At 72.5% G+C, this 17,674-nt stretch carries 14 protein-coding genes; 10 read left to right on the top strand and 4 right to left on the bottom strand.

The window, feature by feature from the left end:
• Nucleotides 1–7 precede the first annotated feature (7 nt).
• A complete protein-coding gene (locus ACGFI1_RS00355; protein ID WP_387068509.1) occupies nt 8–598 on the bottom strand; it encodes an SACE_7040 family transcriptional regulator in 591 nt (196 codons plus the stop codon).
• 77 nt (nt 599–675) lie between these two features.
• On the opposite strand from ACGFI1_RS00355, the gene ACGFI1_RS00360 reads away from it, so the two are divergent.
• From ACGFI1_RS00360 to ACGFI1_RS00375, 4 genes are read left to right on the top strand one after another with little or no spacing between them, the layout of a single operon-like run.
• Nucleotides 676–2,289 (top strand): carboxyl transferase domain-containing protein, encoded by a 1,614-nt coding sequence (locus ACGFI1_RS00360; protein WP_138635185.1) that lies wholly within the window; start codon nt 676–678, stop codon nt 2,287–2,289.
• 8 nt (nt 2,290–2,297) lie between these two features.
• A complete protein-coding gene (locus ACGFI1_RS00365) occupies nt 2,298–4,250 on the top strand; it encodes an acetyl/propionyl/methylcrotonyl-CoA carboxylase subunit alpha (protein WP_392781613.1) in 1,953 nt (650 codons plus the stop codon).
• Nucleotides 4,247–5,170 carry a hydroxymethylglutaryl-CoA lyase gene (locus ACGFI1_RS00370; protein ID WP_392781615.1) on the top strand — a complete coding sequence of 308 codons (924 nt, stop codon included), beginning with the start codon at nt 4,247–4,249 and terminating at the stop codon, nt 5,168–5,170. Before ACGFI1_RS00365 ends, ACGFI1_RS00370 begins: the two co-directional genes overlap by 4 nt.
• Before the next feature lie 2 nt (nt 5,171–5,172).
• Complete coding sequence (locus ACGFI1_RS00375; protein WP_138635179.1) at nt 5,173–6,321, top strand: acyl-CoA dehydrogenase family protein; 1,149 nt, start codon at nt 5,173–5,175, stop codon at nt 6,319–6,321.
• 64 nt (nt 6,322–6,385) lie between these two features.
• On the opposite strand, the gene ACGFI1_RS00380 is transcribed toward ACGFI1_RS00375, so the two are convergent.
• Together ACGFI1_RS00380 and ACGFI1_RS00385 are read right to left on the bottom strand one after the other, a co-directional pair.
• Nucleotides 6,386–7,621: a hypothetical protein gene (locus ACGFI1_RS00380; RefSeq protein WP_392781618.1), complete on the bottom strand. Its 1,236-nt coding sequence runs from the start codon at nt 7,619–7,621 to the stop codon at nt 6,386–6,388.
• Nucleotides 7,611–8,132 carry a SigE family RNA polymerase sigma factor gene (locus ACGFI1_RS00385; RefSeq protein WP_392781621.1) on the bottom strand — a complete coding sequence of 174 codons (522 nt, stop codon included), beginning with the start codon at nt 8,130–8,132 and terminating at the stop codon, nt 7,611–7,613. Before ACGFI1_RS00385 ends, ACGFI1_RS00380 begins: the two co-directional genes overlap by 11 nt.
• Nucleotides 8,133–8,223: 91 nt before the next feature.
• Between ACGFI1_RS00385 and ACGFI1_RS00390 the strand changes: the two genes are divergently transcribed.
• Together ACGFI1_RS00390 and ACGFI1_RS00395 are read left to right on the top strand one after the other, a co-directional pair.
• Complete coding sequence (locus ACGFI1_RS00390) at nt 8,224–8,973, top strand: FkbM family methyltransferase (protein WP_138635175.1); 750 nt, start codon at nt 8,224–8,226, stop codon at nt 8,971–8,973.
• Nucleotides 8,974–9,041: 68 nt separating this feature from the next.
• Nucleotides 9,042–9,875 (top strand): SAM-dependent methyltransferase, encoded by an 834-nt coding sequence (locus ACGFI1_RS00395; protein WP_392781624.1) that lies wholly within the window; start codon nt 9,042–9,044, stop codon nt 9,873–9,875.
• Nucleotides 9,876–9,878: 3 nt separating this feature from the next.
• Here ACGFI1_RS00395 and ACGFI1_RS00400 read toward each other — a convergent pair whose 3' ends face one another.
• Nucleotides 9,879–10,466, bottom strand: coding sequence for a TetR/AcrR family transcriptional regulator (locus ACGFI1_RS00400; RefSeq protein ID WP_387068523.1), 588 nt, complete (start codon nt 10,464–10,466; stop codon nt 9,879–9,881).
• Between the two features lie 49 nt (nt 10,467–10,515).
• Here ACGFI1_RS00400 and ACGFI1_RS00405 point away from each other — a divergent pair, with 49 nt between their 5' ends.
• From ACGFI1_RS00405 to ACGFI1_RS00420, 4 genes are all read left to right on the top strand, one after another.
• Nucleotides 10,516–11,301, top strand: a complete 786-nt coding sequence (locus ACGFI1_RS00405) for a class I SAM-dependent methyltransferase (protein ID WP_392781626.1) — start codon at nt 10,516–10,518, stop codon at nt 11,299–11,301.
• Nucleotides 11,302–11,562: 261 nt separating this feature from the next.
• Nucleotides 11,563–14,820 (top strand): NACHT domain-containing protein, encoded by a 3,258-nt coding sequence (locus ACGFI1_RS00410; RefSeq protein WP_392781629.1) that lies wholly within the window; start codon nt 11,563–11,565, stop codon nt 14,818–14,820.
• On the top strand, nt 14,820–15,671 hold the full coding sequence (vph, locus tag ACGFI1_RS00415) for a viomycin phosphotransferase (RefSeq protein ID WP_392781632.1): 852 nt from the start codon (nt 14,820–14,822) through the stop codon (nt 15,669–15,671). Before ACGFI1_RS00410 ends, vph begins: the two co-directional genes overlap by 1 nt.
• A 479-nt stretch (nt 15,672–16,150) precedes the next feature.
• Nucleotides 16,151–17,608, top strand: coding sequence for a DHA2 family efflux MFS transporter permease subunit (locus ACGFI1_RS00420; RefSeq protein WP_240807277.1), 1,458 nt, complete (start codon nt 16,151–16,153; stop codon nt 17,606–17,608).
• Nucleotides 17,609–17,674: the final 66 nt, after the last annotated feature.

Here is a 17,674-nt window from a genome sequence, read left to right on the forward strand (position 1 = left end):
GACCCGGCTAGCGGAGGCCGCCGAGGGCGGCGCGGGCCATCGCGTGCAGCAGGTCGCCCATCGCGTCGCGGTCGAGCCCGGCGGCGCTGCGCGGGGTGGAGTTGAGCAGGCCGAAGCAGGCGTGCACGGCCGCGCGCGTCCGGTCGTCGGGCCGGGCCGGGTCCATGCGGCGCAGGACGGCGACCCATTCCTCCACGTAGGCGCGCTGGAGGCGGCGGACGCGGTGCCGCTGCGGCTCGGGCACGTTGTCGAGCTCCCGCTCGTGCACGGTGATCAGCGCGGGGTTGTCGAGCGCGAACGCGATGTGCCAGCGCAGCAGCGCGTCGAGGGCGCGCGCCGGGTCGTGATCCGCGGCGCGCCGGACGCCCTCGGCGAGCAGCCGCTCGCTGATGTCGAGGAGCATCTCGGCGAGGACGGCCTCCTTGCCGCTGAAGTGCCGGTAGAGGGCGGGGCCGGTGAGCCCGACGGCGCGGCCGAGGTCGCCGATCGACACCCCGTGGTAGCCGCGCCGCGCGAACAGCTCGGCGGCGGCGCCGAGGATCTCGGCCCGGCGCGGGTTCGGCGGTCCGGCCGGCGCCTCGGTCCGTGCGGAGGTCATGCGGGCAGTCTAGACTAGTGTTGTTAATGGCCGTTAACATCGGCATTGTTAATGAACGTTAACCGGGAAGGGGAGGCATGGGCGGTCCCGAGATCGACTCCCGCGCCGACGTGGCGGGCGAGGCGTTCAAGGCCAACACGGCGCACAACGAGGCCCTGGTCGCCGAGCTGCGCGAGCGCGTCGACGCGGCCGGGCGCGGCGGTCCGGAGCGGGCCCGCGAACGGCATGTCGCGCGCGGCAAGCTGCTCCCCCGCGACCGGGTCGACACGCTGCTCGACCCCGGCTCGCCCTTCCTGGAACTGTCGCCGCTGGCCGCGCACGGCATGTACGGCGACGAGGCGCCCGGCGCCGGGATCATCACCGGCGTCGGCCGCGTGTCCGGCCGCGAGTGCGTGATCGTCGCCAACGACGCCACCGTCAAGGGCGGCACGTACTACCCCGTCACCGTGAAGAAGCACCTGCGGGCGCAGGAGGTGGCGCTGCACAACCGGCTGCCGTGCCTCTACCTGGTCGACTCGGGCGGCGCGTTCCTGCCCCGGCAGGACGAGGTCTTCCCCGACCGCGAGCACTTCGGCCGCATCTTCTACAACCAGGCGACGATGTCCGGGCGGGGCATCCCGCAGATCGCCGCGGTGCTGGGGTCGTGCACGGCGGGCGGCGCCTACGTCCCGGCGATGAGCGACGAGGCCGTCATCGTGCGCGGCCAGGGGACGATCTTCCTCGGCGGGCCGCCGCTGGTGAAGGCCGCGACCGGCGAGGTCGTCACCGCCGAGGAGCTCGGCGGCGGCGAGCTGCACTCCCGCACGTCCGGGGTCACCGACCACCTCGCCGAGGACGACGCGCACGCGCTGCGGATCGTCCGCGACATCGTCTCCACGCTGGGCCCGCGCGAGCCGCGCCCGTGGGACGTCGCGCCCGCGGAGGAGCCCGCCGCCGACCCGTCCGAGCTGTACGGGATCGTCCCGCCCGACTCGCGCACCCCCTACGACGTGCGCGAGGTCATCGCCCGGATCGTGGACGGCAGCCGCTTCCAGGAGTTCAAGAAGGAGTACGGCGCCACGCTCGTCACCGGGTTTGCCCGCATCCACGGGCACCCGGTCGGGATCGTCGCGAACAACGGCATCCTGTTCGGCGAGTCCGCGCAGAAGGGCGCGCACTTCATCGAGCTGTGCGACCGGCGCAGCGTCCCGCTGGTGTTCCTGCAGAACATCACCGGGTTCATGGTCGGGCGCGAGTACGAGGCGAGCGGCATCGCCAAGCACGGCGCGAAGATGGTCACCGCCGTCGCGTGCGCCCGCGTCCCCAAGTTCACCGTCGTGATCGGCGGCTCGTTCGGCGCCGGGAACTACGCGATGTGCGGCCGGGCGTACTCGCCGCGCTTCCTGTGGATGTGGCCGAACGCCCGCATCTCGGTCATGGGCGGGGAGCAGGCCGCGAGCGTCCTCGCGACCGTCCGCCGCGACCAGCTGGAGGCGCGCGGCGAGGAGTGGCCCGCCGCGGACGAGGAGGGGTTCAAGGCGCCGATCCGCGAGCAGTACGAGGCGCAGGGCAACCCGTACTACTCGACGGCGCGGCTGTGGGACGACGGGGTGATCGACCCGCTCGACACCCGGCGCGTCCTCGGGCTCGGGCTGTCGGTGGCCGCCAACGCACCGCTGGAGCCGGTCGGCTACGGCGTCTTCCGGATGTGAGGGTGTTGATGTTCGACAGCGTCCTGGTCGCCAACCGCGGGGAGATCGCCGTCCGCGTGTTCCGGACCCTGCGGCGGCTCGGCGTCCGCTCGGTCGCGGTGCACACCGACGCCGACGCCGGGGCCCGCCACGTGCGCGAGGCGGACGAGGCCCTGCGCATCCCGTCGTACCTGGACATCGACGCCGTGATCGCGGCGGCCCGGGACTCCGGGGCGTCGGCCGTCCACCCGGGGTACGGGTTCCTCGCCGAGAACACGGCGTTCGCGCGGGCGTGCGGCGAGGCGGGGCTGGTGTTCATCGGCCCGCCTGCCGCCGCGATCGAGGCGATGGGCGACAAGATCCGCGCGAAGCGGACGGTCGCGGCCGCCGGGGTCCCGGTCGTGCCGGGCCGGGACGAGCCCGGCCTCTCGGACGCCGAGCTGGAGGCCGCCGCGCTGGAGGTCGGGCTGCCGGTGCTGCTCAAGCCGTCCGCGGGCGGCGGCGGCAAGGGCATGCGACTCGTCCGGGACGCGGCGGACCTGCCGGAGGCGATCGCGTCCGCCCGCCGCGAGGCGCGCGGCTCGTTCGGCGACGACACGCTGCTCGCCGAGCGGTTCGTGGCGAACCCGCGGCACATCGAGATCCAGGTCTTCGCCGACGCGCACGGCGGCGCCGTCCACCTCGGCGAGCGCGAGTGCAGCCTGCAGCGCCGGCACCAGAAGATCATCGAGGAGGCGCCGTCGCCGCTGCTGGACGAGGCGTCCCGCGCGCGGATGGGCGCCGCCGCCGTCGCCGCCGCGCAGGCCGTCGGGTACGTGGGCGCCGGGACGGTCGAGTACATCGTCTCCGCCGACCGCCCCGACGAGTTCTTCTTCATGGAGATGAACACCCGGCTCCAGGTCGAGCACCCGGTCACCGAGCTGGTGACGGGCCTGGACCTGGTGGAGCTCCAGCTCCGGGTCGCGTGCGGCGAGCCGCTGCCGTTCACGCAGGACGAGGTGGCGCTGGACGGCCACTCCATCGAGGCCCGCGTCTACGCCGAGGACCCGGCGCGCGGCTTCCTCCCGACCGGCGGGCGCGTGCTGGCGCTCCGCGAGCCCGGCGGCGCCCGCGTCGACTCCGGGCTCGACACCGGCACCGAGGTCGGCGGCTCCTACGACCCGATGCTCGCCAAGGTGATCGTGCACGGCGCCGACCGCGCCGAGGCCCTGCACCGGCTCGACCGGGCGCTCGCCTCGTACACCTTGCTGGGCGTCCCGACGAACGTGGCGTTCCTCCGGGCGCTGCTGCGGCACCCGTCGGTGGTCTCCGGCGACCTCGACACCGGGCTCGTCGAGCGCGCCCTGGACGACCTGGTCGCGGGCGCCTCCGTGCCGCCGGAGGTGCTGGCCGCCGCGGCGCTGGAGCGGATGCGCGCCCTGGAGTCCGGCGCGGACGGCACCGGGGACCCGTGGGACATCCCGGACGGCTGGCGGCCCGGCGCGCACGCGTGGGCGCCGTGGATCATCACCCCGTCCGGCGGGGAGCCGGTGGAGGTCCGCGTGCAGGGCCGCGCCGCGTCCGCCCGCGTCGCGGTCGGCGGCGCGGAGCCGGTCGGCGCGTCGCTGACCGGCCCGTTCATCCTGACCTACGGTGGAAGGACGACCTCGTTCGAGGCCGCCCGGGACGGCGGCACGCTGTGGCTCGGCCGGGACGGGCACGCGTGGGCGCTGAGCGAGCACGTCCGCGCCGAGGGCGGCGCCGCCGCGGCCGCCGCCGGCGACGGGGTGCTGCGCAGCCCGATGCCGGGGACGGTCCTCGCCGTGAAGGCGGCCGAGGGCGACCGGGTCGAGGCCGGGCAGCCGCTCGTGGTCGTCGAGGCGATGAAGATGGAGCACACCGTCACCGCGCCGCTCGCCGGCGTCGTGGCGAAGCTGCCGGTCCGCGCGGGCGCGCAGGTCGCGCTGGACGCGGTGCTGGCCGTGATCGAGGAGGCCCGATGAGCACACCCCTCGCCGGACTGCCCGAGCGGGTCACGATCTACGAGGTCGGGCCCCGGGACGGGCTGCAGAACGAGAAGGCGGTCGTCCCGGTCGACGTCAAGTCCGAGTTCGTGACGCGGCTGGCGGACGCCGGGCTGCGCACGATCGAGACCACCAGCTTCGTCCATCCGAAGTGGGTGCCGCAGCTCGCCGACGCCGAGCAGCTCCTGGAGATCCTGCCGCGCTCGCCGCAGTTGCGCTATCCCGTCCTGGTCCCGAACGAGCGGGGCCTCGAACGGGCGCTCAGCAACGGCGTCACCGAGATCGCCATCTTCGGCAGCGCGACGGAGACGTTCGCCCGCCGCAACCTCAACCGCACGGTGGACGAGTCCCTAGCAATGTTCGCCCCGGTCGTGGAACGCGCGCGCGCCGAGGGCCTCTGGGTGCGCGCCTACGTCTCGATGGTGTGCGGAGACCCGTGGGAGGGCGACGTGCCCATCTCCCAGGTGGTGTCCGTGGCGTCCCGGATGATGGACATGGGCTGCTCCCAGCTCAGCCTCGGCGACACCATCGGCGTCGGCACGCCCGGCCAGGTCACCGCCCTGATCGAGGCGCTCGGCGCGGCGGGCATCGGCACCGAGCGGCTCGCCGTCCACTTCCACGACACCTACGGGCAGGCCCTCGCCAACACCCTCGCCGCGCTGCAGGCCGGCGTCACCGTCGTGGACGCCTCCGCCGGCGGCCTCGGCGGCTGCCCGTACGCCGAGAGCGCCACCGGCAACCTGCCCACCGAAGACCTCGTCTGGATGCTGCACGGCCTCGGCATCAAGACGGGCGTCGACCTCGGCGCGCTCGCCGCCACCAGCCGCTGGATGGCCGGGCACCTCGGCCGTCCCAGCCCGTCCCGCGTCGTCCAGGCCCTGTCCCCGGAATCGGAGTAACCATGATCGACTTCACGCTCACCGACGAGCAGGAGGAACTGCGGCGCACGGTCGAGCGGTTCGCCCGCGAGACCGTCGCCCCGGTGATCGGCGACCTGTACGAGCGCGGCGAGTTCCCGTACGAGATCGTCGCCGGGATGGGGAAGATGGGGCTGTTCGGGCTGCCGTTCCCCGAGGAGCACGGCGGCATGGGCGGCGACTACTTCACGCTCTGCCTGGCCCTTGAGGAGCTCGCCCGCGTCGACTCGTCCGTGGCGATCACGCTGGAGGCCGGGGTCTCGCTCGGCGCGATGCCGATCTACCGGTTCGGGTCGCAGGAGCAGAAGGAGCGGTGGCTCCCGGCGCTCACCTCCGGCGAGAAGCTGGCCGGGTTCGGGCTGACCGAGCCGGGCGGCGGCTCCGACGTCCCCGGCGGCATGCGCACCACCGCCCGGCTGGACGGCGACACCTGGGTGATCAACGGGTCGAAGGCGTTCATCACCAACTCCGGCACCGACATCACCGCGTTCGTCACGGTCACCGCCTACACCGGCGAGAACGAGATCTCCACGATCATCGTCCCGAACGGCACCCCCGGCTTCACCGTCGGGCGCAAGTACTCCAAGGTTGGCTGGTCGTCGTCCGACACGCGCGAGCTGTCGTTCGACGACGTGCGGGTCCCCGCCGAGAACCTGGTCGGCGAGCGCGGCCGGGGCTACGCCCAGTTCCTGCGCATCCTGGACGAGGGCCGCATCGCGATCGCCGCGCTGTCGGTGGGCCTCGCCCAGGGCTGCGTGGACGAGTCGCTCCGCTACGTCCGGGAGCGGGAGGCGTTCGGCCGGGAGATCGGCCGCTACCAGGCCATGCAGTTCAAGATCGCCGACATGGAGACGCGCACCCACACCGCGCGCCTCGCCTACTACGCCGCCGCCGCGAAGATGCTGCGCGGCGAGCCGTTCAAGAAGGAGGCGGCGATCGCCAAGCTGGTCGCGTCCAACGCGGCCATGGACAACGCCCGCGACGCCACGCAGGTCTTCGGCGGCTACGGCTTCATGAACGAGTACGCGGTCGGCCGCTTCTACCGCGACGCGAAGATCCTCGAAGTCGGCGAGGGCACCTCCGAGGTGCAGCGGATGCTGATCGCCCGCGCGCTCGGCCTCCCGCCGTCCTGACCCGCCGCGCCGCCCGCCCCGCGAGCGCGGGACGGGCGGCGCCGCCGGGCGGCGCGGCGCGCCGTCAGCGGATCTTCGACAGGTCGAGCAGCATCGCCCCGCTCTTGGTCGTGAAGAAGTACTGCGGGTCCCGGTCGTCGCGCGCGGCGCCCATCATCTCGTTGTTCCGCCGTATCCCGGTGTCGAGCAGCACGCCCGACTCGACGTCGTACAGGACGTGGGTCTTCGTCTTGAACAGACCGTCCGGGAAGTACGGAAGGTACCGGCCGTAGACGAGTTCCGGCCCGGGGCCGACGGGGTCGCCGGGCAGGGTCCTGCCGGCCTTCCCGTCCCTGCGCTGCACGGCGGTCTTCATGTCCCGGTGGTAGGTGACGCCGGACGTGGGGCCTCCGACGCACCAGGTCACGCCGCACGACCACGCCCCCTTGAACGGCGCGAGGCGGGCGTCCCGGCGCTCGCCGGTCGCCGCGTTCCGCAGCGACCCGAACCCGATGGAGCCGAGCCCGCCCTCGCGTGACGCGGGGGAGCCGATCCACGGCCAGGACACGATCGCGAACCCGTCGCTGCCGGGGACCTTCACGGGCGCGCCGCCCGCCAGCGGCGCCCGGTACACGGCGCCGCCCATCCCCATGACGACGCTGTCCCCGTCGATGAGCAGCGTGGACACGCCGTCCCCCGGCAGCCCGGTGATCTTGTGCGCGGTGCCGCCGGCGAGCGGCGCGCCCCAGACCTCGGCCGTGTCGCGGCCGCCCGCCCGGTACGACAGCCACCAGACGACCCGGCCCCGCGCGATGGTGAAGTCGGACGAGTAGATCCTCGATCCGGGCGGGACCACGAGGTCGGTGATCACATTGGCGCGGCCGGTGCCGAGGTCGTAGGACCACAGCTTGTCCGGGAGTTGCAGGGACGCCCAGGTCGTCCCGACCAGCACGTCGCCGTCCAGCAGCGCGACGGGGTGCAGGGTGCGCCCGTTCGGCAGCCGCCCGGGGACGCTCCGGACCGCGTCCGGCCAGCGTTCGCGCACCTTGACCGGCGTGCCGAGGTCGGCGGCCGACAGCGGCTTCAGCGCGCCGGGCGCGGCGACCGGGGGCGGCCCGTCGCCGGAGCGCGCCACCATGCCGACCGCGCCCGTCCCGCCGACGAGGACGGCGGCGCCGAGCGCGGCGGCCGACACCCGGCGGCGCCGGCGGCGGCGGTGCGCCGCCTCGACGGTCTCCAGCAGTTCCGGCCGGACGGCCGGGGCCTCCCGCGCCGCGGTCGCCAGCGTGCCGCGCAGGGCCGTGCCCAGGTCATCGTTCATGGCGTCCTCCCGCCGTGGACGCGGCGGCGGCCGGGCGCCGGTCCGCGCGGAGCTTGTCGAGCGCGCGGGCGGCCTGGCTGCGGACCGTCCCGCGCGATATGCCGAGCATTGCGGCGATCTCCTCGTCGGACAGGTCCTCGTAGTAGCGCAGGACCAGCACCGCGCGCTGCCGGCGGGGAAGCACCGCCAGCGCCTCCCACAGCCGCGGGTCGCTCTCGGCCCGGGCCAGGCCGGGGTCGTCGTAGCGCCGTTCCGGCACGCTGCCCATCAGGTGCTCGCGTCTTCGCCGCCGCCACATGCTGATGTGCTGCCGCGCCATGATCTTCCGGACGTACCCCTCGGGATCGTTCTTGTTGACGACCCGTCCCCAGGCGCCGCGCAGCCTGATCAGCCCCTCCTGCAGCAGATCCGCCGCGTCGTCGGCGTTGCCGGTGAGGACAAAGCCGTAGCGCAGCAGAGCCTGGGCACGTGTCGCCACGAATTCCTCGTACGTCACGCCGTCGTCGTCCAAAGACCCGTCCTTCCGTCGCACCCAGGACGCGCCAGGCCCCGGATCTGTTGCACGCCCGTGCGGGGCGCGGCGGGCGCGGTAGGGTCGGCGGATGCTGCTGCGCGCCTATGGGATCGCCCGGTCGCTGGTCATGTACTACGGGGTTCCGGGCAAGCACCGGCGCGCGAAGCGGCTCTACGGCATGTTCATCGGGCCCGGTGACGTGGCGTTCGACATCGGCGCGCACGTGGGCGGCCGAGTGCGGGTCTGGCGGCGGCTCGGGGCGCGCGTGGTCGCGGTCGAGCCTCAGCCCGACTGCCTGCGCGTGCTGCGGCTGTTCTTCGGGCGTGACCGGGACGTCGCGATCGTGCCGGGCGCGGCCGGCGCGGAGCCGGGGAAGGCGCACCTGGCGCTGTCCACCGCGACGCCGACGGTGTCCTCGATGTCGCCCGGCTGGATCAGGTCGGTGACGACCGACAGCAGCTTCGCCCGCGTCCGCTGGGACCGCTCGGTCGAGGTGGAGGTGACCACGCTGGACGCCCTCGTCGCGGCGCACGGCGAGCCCGCCTTCTGCAAGATCGACGTCGAGGGCTTCGAGGCGGACGTCCTCGCGGGCCTGTCCCGGCCGGTCCCCGCGCTGTCGTTCGAGTACGTCCCGTCGGCGCACGACGCCGCGCTGGAGGCGCTGGGCCTCGTGGAGCGGCTCGGCGCGTACGAGTACAACTACTCCCCCATCGAGACCATGCGGCTCGCGAGCCCGCGCTGGCTGAGCGCCGCCGAGCTGCGGCGGCGGCTGGAGGGCATCCGGCCGCGCGGCCGGTCCGGCGACGTCTACGCCCGGCTGCGCTCCCCCGGCCGGTGAACTCGGGCGAACCGGCCCATCTGGAAACAAGACTTACTAATATGTGGCCCGCACCACTACAGCGACGTATGGGGGCCACCGTGCCGGACGCATCGGAGAGTGAGCCGACCTCGGCCGACCTGAGGACCGACGTGGCCCACTCCGCGCGGGTCTACGACTACCTGCTCGGCGGCAAGGACAACTACGCCGCCGACCGGGCCGCGGCCGAGGAGGTCGTCAGGATCGCCCCCTACATGCGCACGTCGGTGCGGGCGAACCGCGAGTTCATGGTCCGGGTGGCGCGGTACCTGGCCGCCGAGGCCGGCATCAGGCAGTTCCTCGACATCGGCACCGGCCTGCCGACGTCGCCGAACCTGCACGAGGTGGTCCAGGGGGTCGATCCGTCCGCCCGCGTGGTCTACGTCGACAACGACCCGATCGTGCTGGTGCACGCCCGCGCCCTGCTCACCGGCACCCCCGAGGGGCGGTCGCGCTACATCCACGCCGACCTCGCCGAGCCGGACGCCATCCTGGCGTCACCGGTGGTGCGCGACACGCTCGACCTGTCCCGGCCGGTGGCGCTCTGCCTCATCGCGGTGCTCCACTTCGTCCACGACGAGGAGCTGGCGCGCGGCGTCGTGCGCCGGCTCATGGACGCGCTCCCGTCCGGCAGCCACCTCGCGCTCTCCACGATCACGATCGACAGCGCCCCCGAGGAGGTCGGCGACGCCGTCCGCAGGTACAACGCGCGCGGGATCAACTCCAAGGCCCGCACGAAGGCCCAGGTGCGGAGCTTCTTCGACGGCTTCGAGCTGATCGAGCCGGGGCTGACGCCCGTCCACCACTGGCGGCCGGACGAGCGGGCCCGCGCGATCGACGACTCCCAGGTCTCGATGTACGGCGGCGTGGCCGTCAAGCGCTGACGGTCAGGAGACGGCGCCGGCGATGACGGTCGCCACCATCTTCCGGACGGCGTCCGGCTCCGGCGGGGGCCCGGAGCTGTCGGCGAACAGCAGGTGCGCGGCCCCGATCAGGGTGGGCGCGAGCGTGCCGATGTCGGCGTCCGGGCGGAGGCGGCCGAGGTCGCGTTCGGCGGTGAGGTAGCCCGCGACCACGTCCACGGCCTCGGTCAGCACCGGGACGCCGGCCGGCCAGACCCGCCGCAGCCGGACCCGCAGCTGGGTCCGGAACGTGATCAGCGGGACGATCGCGACGGCGACCGACCCGAACAGCGCCGTCAGCGCGCCGGTGAGGTTGCCGGCGATCTCGCCCGTCCCGGCGGACTCGCGCAGCGCGGCGGCCTGCGGGTCCATCCGGCCGGCGCGGTCGATGACGAAGTCGGCGAGGAACGCGTCGAAGTCGGCGAAGTGCCGGTGCAGCACCCCCTTGGCGACCCCCGCCTCGTCGGTGACCGCGCGGCTGGTCAGCGCGCTCGGACCGCCGTGGAGCAGGACGCGCTCGGCGGCGTCGAACAGCTGCTCGCGCACGTCCCGGAGAGCCACCCCTGTGGGCACGTCGCACCGTCCTCTCGACAAGTGGGCAGGCGCCCACTAGAGTGGGCACATGCCCACTCTATCGAACGAGCCCCATCGGGCGCGCGATGTGGCGGAGTCGTTCGGCGCGGACGCCGAGCGCTACGACCAGACGCGCCCCGGCTATCCGGACGCCCTCGTGGCACGCCTCGCCGCGCTCGGGCCGGACGTCGTCGACGTCGGCTGCGGGACCGGCATCGCGGCCCGCCAGTTCCAGGCGGCCGGCTGCCGCGTCCTCGGCGTCGAGCCCGACGCCCGCATGGCCGGCCTGGCCGAACGCGCCGGCGTCCCGGTCGAGGTGTCCACCATCGAGGACTGGGACCCGGCCGGCCGGACGTTCGACACGGTCGTCGCCGGGCAGGCGTGGCACTGGGTCGACCCGGTCGCGGGCGCGGCCAAGGCGGCGCGGGCACTGCGTCCCGGCGGGCGCCTGGCGGTGTTCTGGCACTCGTTCCAGCCTCCGCCCGACCTCGGGGACGCCATGGCCGCCGCCTACCGCCGGGCCATGCCGGACTCGCCGCTGTTCCAGAGCCCGCTGCCCGGCCCGGAGGCGTACTCGCTGATGTGCGACAAGGCGTCCGACGGCATGCGGGAGGCGGGCGGGTTCGGCGACCCGGAGGAGTGGCGCTTCCCCTGGGAGCGCGACTACACCCGCGACGAATGGCTGGAGCAGGTCCCGACCTTCGGCCTGCACTCCCGGGTCCCGGCGGACAGGCAGCGGCAGATCCTCGCCGACATCGGCGCCGCCATCGACGCCGCGGGCGGCGCGTTCACCATGGGCTACACCACGGTCGTCGCCACCGCGATCCGCGCCTGAGCCGAGCCGCCCGCCCCGGCGGGACGGCCGCGCCCCGACCGGGCATGCCGTACGTCACACCCGGGGCGGAGCGGTGTCGAAAGAACAGGGGTGTCTGGACCTCCAGTAGCAGGAAGTGGGCTACTCGGATGGACTCGTCCGCGCACGCCGGGTGATTCGAGATGACCCGCATCCGGCGTCCGAACATGGACGCGGGAAAGCCGGGAAACAGCGCCCGATTACTCGCCATAATGGCAGCTTCCACTGAATCCGGGGGGTGGCGTGTCGGTCGAGGTCGCCGCGGTGCGGGTGGGCATGTCGGTGACGCAACTGGCCGTGGGGCGGTGGCTCGCCGGGCGCTCGACCAGGGACGGAGCCGGCCGGGACCTCGTCGAACTGATCAAGACGGGGTTTCCGGACGAGATCAGGCGGCGGCGCGTCCAGCGGCAGTTCGAGGACATCGCGGATTCGGTCGCCGACCGGCTCCTGACCTTCGCGGGACGCGAATTCGGCGGGCTCACCGACGGCGACCGCCAGGCGGCGCTGCACGAGGTGGTCCGCACTCTCGACAATGCCGATCTGTCGGACGACGCCTTCTTCTCGGCCGACGCCGACCCGGTGAAGCTGGCGCGCGGCCTGCGGACGCGCCTTCCACCCCGGCGAGCCGAGTTCGAACTGGGCGAGGCCGGTGCCCGGCTGTACGAGGTGGTGCTGGACGAGTGTTGCGACTGCCTCGCCCGCATCATCGTCCACCTCCCGCAGTTCGGGCCGCGCGCGTCGGCGGAGATGCTGGGCAGGCTGAGCGGGCTGGCCGACCAGGTCGGCGCCGTCCTGGCGCGGCTCCCCGCACGCACCCTCGACGCGCCGGAAGGCACGTCGGACGATGACGAGTTCACCCGCCGGTACCTCGCTTCGATCAGCGAGTCCCTCGACACCCTGGAACTGTTCGGCGTCCGGTTCGAGCGGTTCACGCGTCCGCAGACCGCGCTGAGCGTCGCCTACATCAGCCTCAATGTGTCGGATGAGAGCAAGCGGGCTCCCCGCCCGTCGAGGCCGCATGCCGTGCCGGTCAGCGATTGGCGGGACGAGGTCAGGGCCGGGTCCGTCCGGGTCGAAGCGGCCTTGGCCGACCACCGGCTGATGCTGTTGCGCGGTGAGGCGGGCGGCGGCAAGAGCACCTTGCTGCGATGGCTCGCGGTCACGGCCGCCCGGGGTTCGTTCAGCGGCCCGCTGAGCGAGTGGAACGGGTCGATCCCCTTCGTCATCAAGCTGCGCAGCCACGCGGGCAAGTCCTTGCCGCGTCCCGAAGAGTTCATCGACGACGTCGCCGGTCACCTCGCCGGGATCATGCCGCGGGGGTGGGCGCACCGGCAGCTCTCATCGGGCCGGGCACTGCTCCTCGTGGACGGCGTGGACGAGGTCACCGGTAGCCAGCGCCAGGCGGTCCGGGAATGGCTCAAGCGGATCGTCACCGAGTTCCGCGACATCCGGATCATCGTCACCTCGCGTCCGGCGGCGGCCGCCTCCGACTGGCTCCGCGCCGAAGGGTTCGCGACGGCCTTCCTTGAGCAGCTCTCCCCGGCGGAGATCAGGACGCTCGTCCAGCACTGGCACACCGCCGTCCGCGACTGCGCCGACCTGCCCTGCGAGCCGGAGCGCCTGCCGTCCTACGAGGCGCGGCTCCTGGCACGACTTGAGGCCGCCTCTCACCTGCGGGCCCTCGCGTCCAGCCCGCTGCTCGCCGCCATGCTCTGCGCGCTCAACCTCGACCGAGAGACGCTCCCGCGCAATCGCATGGGCCTCTACGGCGCCGCCCTCGAGATGCTCCTGGAGACGCGTGACACCAAGCGCGGCATCCCGAGCGTCCTCGAACGCGAGCAGAAGATCCGCATATTGCAGGACATCGCCTGGCACCTCTCCACCAGCGGCCGCGTGGAACTGCCGAAACCCATGGTCGAGCGACTCGTCGCCGACCGGCTGTCGTCGATGCCGCAGGTCCAGGTTCAACCGAGCGCCGTCTTGGACGACCTGCTCCAGCGCAGCGGCGTCCTGCGCGAGCCGGTCCCGGGCCGCATCGACTTCGTCCACCGGACCGTCCAGGAGTACCTCGCCGCCAAGCAGGCCGCCGACCTCGGCGACATGGACATCCTCATCAGGTACGCGCACCGCGACACGTGGCGGGAGACCGTCATCATGGCCGCCGGCCACGCCAACGAGCCGCTGCGGCGCGAACTTCTCTCCGGCATCCTGAGCCGCGCCCGGTCCGAGCCACGACGCACCCGCACGTTGAAACTGGTGGCCGTCGCCTGCCTGGAGACACTCCCGTCGGTGCCGGACGATATCCGGGAAGACCTCGACCAGTGCTTGGACGACCTGGTCCCACCCCGAGACGAGGCTTCGGCCCGCTCCCTCGCCACCGCCGGCGAGCCCGTGCTCACCCGGCTGCCGGAGACGCTCGAGAACCTCAGCGTGGCGGCCGCCCGCGCGACCGTGCAAACGGCCTGCCTGATCAACGGGCCGCACGCCCTGGGCGTCCTCGCACGCTACGCCTCCGATGTCCGCTCTGAGGTTCGGAACCAGGTCGCCGCAGCGTGGTCCTACTTCGACGCCGAAGAGTTCGCCCATCGGGTGCTCGCCAATGCCCCGGCAGGGGGCACGCTCACGCTGTCCCACGCCCCGCATCATGTGCGCGCCCTCAGTCGTGTTCAGCCCTTGTCCGACCTGTTCGTCCACATGGACGACATCGAGGATCTCGACTTCCTCACCCGCCACGCGAAGACGCTGATCTACCTCGGCCTCCGCGCCAAGAGGTCGATGGTCGATCCGACGCTCCTGCCACCGCTGCCCGCACTGCGTGCCCTCACACTCGGCCATCCTCGTCTCGGCGCCCTCGCCTTTCTGGACGGCCTCCCTCGTCTCGAAGAACTCTGGCTGAGGGGTTGCGACATGATCACCGACTACTCGCCGCTCTGGCGCCAATCTGAAGTAACGACCCTGTGGCTGGACGGATGCGCCCACCTGACGAGCCTCACCGTGCTCCCTGCCCTGGAGAGACTCCTGACTCTCGGGGTCAGCGATTCGCGTCTTGACGACGGCCTGGAGCGCATAAGCCGAGCGGCCCCCCGCCTCACATTGCTGGGCGCGAGCCGCTGCGCCTGGGTCACGGACCTTCGGCCGCTCTCCGTCCTGCCGCTGAAGGGCCTATATATCGCTCACTGCGAGAACGTGACCGACTTCCAGCCGCTCTCCTCCGTGGCCGGCCTGCGGTTCCTGAACCTGTCCGGGACCCGCATCGAAGACCTCCGGGCACTGCGTGGCCTCTCCGAATTGCGTGAACTCTGGTTCAACGATTGCGCCCGCCTCGGAGATCTGAGCCCGTTGGCCTCCCTGCCGAACCTCCGGCGGCTCGGCCTCGGCGGCGCCGCACCCGGGCTCGATCTCGCGCCTCTGGCCGCCAACCGCAAACTCACCGTCACCGTCGAGGCAGGGCAGGACGTCCGTGGGGCCGAGGCGCTCGGACGGCGACTGAAAGTCCGCTAATGGATCATCGCGATCTGCTGAACCGTCTGCTGCCCGATGACGACCCGGATGACCTGCAAGTACGCCAAGGCCAGTTCCACATCGTGGTGATGGGCGCGGACCGCGTCGTGTGCCTGCCCCGCACCCCGGCGGCGGCCGACCGGCTGCCCGCGCGGGCGGCCGTACTTCACGCGCTCGCCCGCCTCGGCCTCGGCTTCCGCACGCCCGAGCCGCTGTCGCAGGGCAGCACCCCCGGCACCGGCGAGCCGCCGTTCCTGGTCCTCAGCCGCATTCCGGGGCAGCCACTGGAGACCGGCGCACTCAACGACGCCCACGTGATCGACTCCGTGGCAACGCAGTACGCCGCGCTGCTGTCCGGTCTCGCCCGTGCCGGCGCCGACGAGACGGTACGGGCGGTCATCCCCCAGGCATCGGAAGACCACTGGCGGCGGTTCGCGGAGGACGTGCGCGCGGAGTTGTTCCAGCTCATGTCCGGCAGTGGGCGCCTGCGCGCCGAGCGGGAACTCGCGGCACTCGACGGCCTCCCCCATGTCACGCACGCAGTGGTGCATGGCGACCTCGGCGCCGAGAACGTCCTGTGGGAGTGGGCAGACGGCCTGCCGCGCCTCTCCGGAGTGCTCGACTGGGACGACGTCGCCCTCGGCGACCCCGCCGAAGACCTCGCCGCCATCGGCGCCAGTTACGGCCCTGAGCTGCTGGAACGGGTGCTCGCTCTCAGCGCGGGGTCGCACCGTGGACTCCTCGCCCGCGTCGCCGCGATCCGCGGCACGTTCGCCCTGCAGCAGGCCCTCTACGCCGTCCGCGACGGCGACGACGAGGAACTCGCGGACGGCCTGGCGGGCTACCGCTGAGCCAGTCCGGAGCACATAAGACGCGACTGGACGCCGTGATCGTGCGACTACTTTTCGTGCGCCGACGCAGGTGAGCGGCCCGGCAGCGAGGGTGCGGCGAGTTGTCCGGTTGACGGCGATGAGTTCTCGGCGTGGCGCCGGTCCATTGAGGGAGCGCGAAGGGAGGAGTCCGGTGTCGTGTGCGTCACACCTCGTTGACCTCGAGTGTGGTCGAGGTCTCAGGCTGGAGGCCGGAGAGCAGGGCCGATTCGTCGGACCCCGCTGGAATACTCCCGGAGCGCGCGAAGTTTAACGGTTCGCGAAAGTGTCAGTCGCTGCAGTATTTTTGCGACCTACCCCCTGAAAACGTGCCCACGGTCCTGCGTGCCCGCGTGCGGGCCCCGACGATTGGAAGAGAGTTGACCGCTCCCGCGTCTCAAGCGACGGCGGATGGCCCACCACTGAAGCAACCCGACGCCGGCGGCGGTCTCGACCGCGGCGTGCTGGCCGTGGCCGGGGTCGTCGTCCTCGGCGCGATCATGTCCATCCTGGACGTGACCGTCGTCAACGTTGCCATCAACGACCTGGCCAAGGAGTTCAACACCTCCCTGGCGACGATCCAGTGGGTGGCGACGGGCTACACACTGGCGCTGGCCACGGTGATCCCGGTCACCGGTTGGGCGTGTGCGAGGTTCGGCACCAAGCGCCTGTACATGGTGTCGATCCTGCTGTTCGTGATCGGCTCGACGCTCGCCGGCCTGGCCTGGTCGGCGGAGTCCCTGATCCTCTTCCGGGTGCTGCAGGGCCTCGGCGGCGGCATGATCATGCCGGCCGGTATGACGATCATGACCCAGGCGGCCGGCCCGCAGCGGGTCGGCCAGGTGATGAGCATCGTCGGCGTGCCGATGCTGCTCGGCCCGATCCTCGGCCCGATCATCGGCGGCTACCTCGTCGACGACGTGTCGTGGCGCTGGATCTTCTTCATCAACCTGCCGATCGGGATCATCTCGCTGGTGCTGGCCGCGAAGATCCTCAAGCGGGACGAGCCGAAGCCGGCCGAGCGGCTCGACCTGCTCGGGCTGCTCCTGCTGTCGCCCGGTCTGGCGGCCCTGATCTACGGCATCGCGCGCGGCGCCGAGGAGAAGGACTTCCTGCAGACCGAGCCGGCGGTGTTCACGGTCGCCGGCGCGGTGCTGGTGATCGCGTTCGTGTTCCGTGCGCTGACGGCCGCGAGCCCCCTGATCGACCTGCGGCTGCTGAAGCGCCGGTCGGTGGCGGCGGCCTCCGGCACGATGGTGATGTTCGTGACCGCGTTCATGGGCGCGATGCTGCTGCTGCCGCTGTACTACCAGGTGGTGCGCGGCGAGGGCGCGATGGCGGCCGGCCTGCTGCTGGCCCCGCAGGGGTTCGGCGCGATGGTCACGATGCCGATCGGCGGCAAGCTCACCGACCGGATCGGCCCCGGGCGGGTCGTGCTCGGCGGCCTGGTCGTGGTGGTGCTCTCGGTCGCCGGCTTCGCGGCGGTGCTGGAGGGCGACACGTCCTACTGGGTGCTCGGCACGGTGCTGTTCGTGATGGGTCTCGGCATGGGCCTGACCATGATGCCGACGATGGCCGCGGCCATCCAGACCCTCGGCCACGACGAGGTCCCGCGGGCCAGCACGATGCTGAACATCATCCAGCAGGTGTCGGCCTCCATCGGCACCGCGCTGATGTCGGTGCTGCTGGCGAACCAGCTCACCGCCAAGCTCGGCGGCGGGGCCGGCGGCGAGATCGGCAGCACGGAGAAGGTGCCGCCAGCGATCATGGAGAAGATCGCCGGGCCGATGGCGGACGCGTTCCAGCACACCTACTGGTACGCGGTCGGCCTGATCGCCCTGGCGTTCCTGCCGGCGCTGCTGCTGCCGCGCAAGAAGCCGGAGACCCCGGCGGTCGACGCGCCGATGCCGATGCACTAGAACGTCCCTGGCGCGTTCCAGACCCCGGCCGGACCCCGAGTGGGCCCGGCCGGGGTTTCGCCTTTT

Origin of the sequence: Actinomadura geliboluensis, from assembly GCF_043197915.1 — a bacterium.
GTDB lineage: Bacteria > Actinomycetota > Actinomycetes > Streptosporangiales > Streptosporangiaceae > Spirillospora > Spirillospora geliboluensis.